The following is a 2,554-nucleotide window of genomic DNA, read 5'->3' as shown; positions in this document are numbered from 1 at the left end:
CACCCCCCGTCAGGACTTCACCCCCGCGCCCGGCTCGGCTCCCCTGTCCCGTCAGGTGCTGGTGCAGGCCAGCATGGAGACCCGCCTGCTGCTGCGCAACGGCGAGCAGCTGCTGCTGGCCGTGGTCATCCCGGTGCTGGCACTGGTCGGCGGCATCCTGGCCGCCCGCCGACTGGGGCTCGACTTCGAGGAGACCCCGGTCGACGTACTGACCCCCGGTGTCCTGGCCCTGGCGGTGATGTCCACCTCGTTCACGTCGTTGGCCATCGCCACCGGGTTCGAACGCCGCTACGGGCTGCTCAAGCGTCTCGGTGCCTCACCGCTCCCCCGCTCCGGCCTGTTGCTCGGCAAGGTGATCGCCCTGCTCGGCGTCCAGGTGCTGCAGGCCGTCGTCATCGGCGCAGTGGCCCTGGGGTTCGGCTGGCGTCCCGGTGGCGGGTTCCTCGGCGTGCTCCTGGCCGTGGTCGCGGCACTCCTCGGCACCGCGGCGTTCGCCGGCCTGGGCCTGCTCGTCGCCGGCACCCTGCGCGCCGAGGCGACACTGGCCGTGGCCAACCTGGTCTACCTCCTCCTCATGATGGGCGGCGGCATCGTCCTGCCCCGCGACACCTACGGCTCGGCGGGCTCGATCATCCAGTTCCTCCCCTCCGGTGCCCTGGGTGACGCCATGCGGGACGCATTCATCGACGGTTCCGTGAATCTCGTCGCCCTCGCCGTGCTGGCCGTCTGGGCCGTCGCGGCGGGCGCGATCGCGAGCAGGCATTTCAAGTGGGAGTGAGCAGGTAGTGGGAGTGAGCACGCACGTGCGGCTGAGCAGCATCGTTCCGGCCAGGTTCCTCCGGCCGCTGGCGGTGGCCAACCTGGTCGCGAACATCCTCATCGTCGTGACCGGGGGCGTGGTCCGCCTGACCGGGTCGGGGCTCGGCTGCCCGACCTGGCCCCGGTGCACCGAGGACTCCTACGTCGCCCACGAGGCGCTCGGCATCAACGGTGCCATCGAGTTCGGCAACCGGATGCTCACCTGGGTCCTGGTGGCGGTCGCGATCGCGTGTTGGTTGGCCGCGCTGGCGCACCGGGCCTCGGCCGGGGCCAACGGCGACCGGTCCGTCCGGCTGGCGACGTTGATCGCGCTCTACGTGCCGGCCCAGGCGATCATCGGCGGCATCACCGTGCTGACCGACCTGAACCCGTACGTCGTGGCCTTCCACCTGCTGGTCTCCATGGCCCTGATCGGCCTGTGCGTGCTCCTCGTCGAGGTGACCCGTCACTCGGACACCTGGGCCGCCGGCTCCCCCGAGCGGGCACCGACGCAGACCCGCCGTCTGGGCTGGCTGATCTACGGGGTGGGCTGGGTCGTGCTGTGGCTCGGCACGCTCGTCACCGGCTCCGGGCCCCACGCGGGCGACCTCGATGCTCGGCGTACCGGCCTGGACCCGCAGGTCTGGTCGCACGTGCACGCCTCCGCGGTCTACGTGTTGGTCGCCCTGACCCTCGGCATGCTGGCGCTCGCCCACCGACAACAGCTGGCCGGCGTACGCCGCGCGGCCGGTGCGCTGCTCCTGGTCGAGCTGCTCCAGGGCGTGGTCGGCTTCGTGCAGTACTTCAACGATCTGCCGGTGCCGCTGGTCACCGTGCACATGCTGGGGGCCTCACTCACCGCGGCCGCGATGGCCTGGGTCGTCGTGAGGGCGCAGCGCACGGTCTGATCCGCACCGACGCTCGGGGCCCGGCAGGGTTCGACCTCCGCCGAGCCGGCGGAACCGGGACTCCTGGCCGCACTTCCGGGCACTGGGACGGCGGGGTGCCCGAACCCCCGAGACCGGGCACGCCGCCGTTCACCTCTTATGACGTCGCTCGGACCGATTTGGTTGCGTCGTCGAACGACATTTCTTCAGCGGGTCAGCAGCGGGTCGAGCGCGACCGCGACGAACAGCAGGCTGAGGTAGAGGTTCGAGGTGTGGAAGAGCCGCATCGGCTTGATCAGCGACAGTGTCTCGGTGTTCTTGGCGCGGCCCCACATCTTGTGTGCCTCGACCAGGAACACGCCGCCCAGCACCACCGCGCAGAGGGGGTAGAACCACCCTGTGTCGGCCACCGGCCACAACAGCAGCGTGGTGGCCACCATCACCCACGAGTAGAGCACGATCTGACGGCCGACCTCGCTGGCCGGCTTGACCACCGGCAGCATCGGGACGTCGACGTTGGCGTAGTCCTCGCGGTAGCGCAGGGCCAGCGCCCACGTGTGCGGAGGCGTCCAGAAGAACACCACCATGAAGAGCACGACCGGGGTCCAGGCGAGCTCGTTGGTGACCGCGGTCCACCCGATCAGGGCCGGGAAGCAGCCGGCCAGCCCGCCCCAGACGATGTTCTGGGTCGTGCGGCGCTTGAGGATGATCGTGTAGACGAGCACGTAGAAGGCGTTCGCGCCGAGCGAGAGCGCGGCGGAGAGCCAGTTGACCCACAGGACGAGAACCACGGTCGAGATCACCGCGAGCGTGGTGGCGAAGACCAACGCCGACCCGGCCGAGACGATGTGGCGCGGCAGCGCCCGCCG

At 70.5% G+C, this 2,554-nt stretch carries 3 protein-coding genes; 2 read left to right on the top strand and 1 reads right to left on the bottom strand.

The window, feature by feature from the left end; genetic code table 11:
- Both NJ4_RS13860 and NJ4_RS13855 read left to right on the top strand, forming a co-directional pair.
- A partial coding sequence (locus NJ4_RS13860) for an ABC transporter permease (RefSeq protein ID WP_067436117.1) occupies positions 1-778 on the top strand: 778 nt, incomplete at its 5' end.
- Positions 779-791: 13 nt separating this feature from the next.
- Entirely contained in the window at positions 792-1,706 is a 915-nt protein-coding gene (locus NJ4_RS13855; protein ID WP_245644570.1) for a COX15/CtaA family protein, read from the top strand.
- Between the two features lie 185 nt (positions 1,707-1,891).
- Here NJ4_RS13855 and NJ4_RS13850 read toward each other — a convergent pair.
- On the bottom strand, positions 1,892-2,554 hold a 663-nt coding region (locus NJ4_RS13850; protein WP_067436110.1), incomplete at its 5' end, for a heme o synthase.

The organism is Nocardioides jensenii JCM 1364 = NBRC 14755 (assembly GCF_001552535.1).
Lineage (GTDB): Bacteria > Actinomycetota > Actinomycetes > Propionibacteriales > Nocardioidaceae > Nocardioides > Nocardioides jensenii.
The sequence above is the reverse complement of the archived record's forward strand: the minus strand, read 5'-3'. Positions and strand labels throughout refer to the sequence as shown.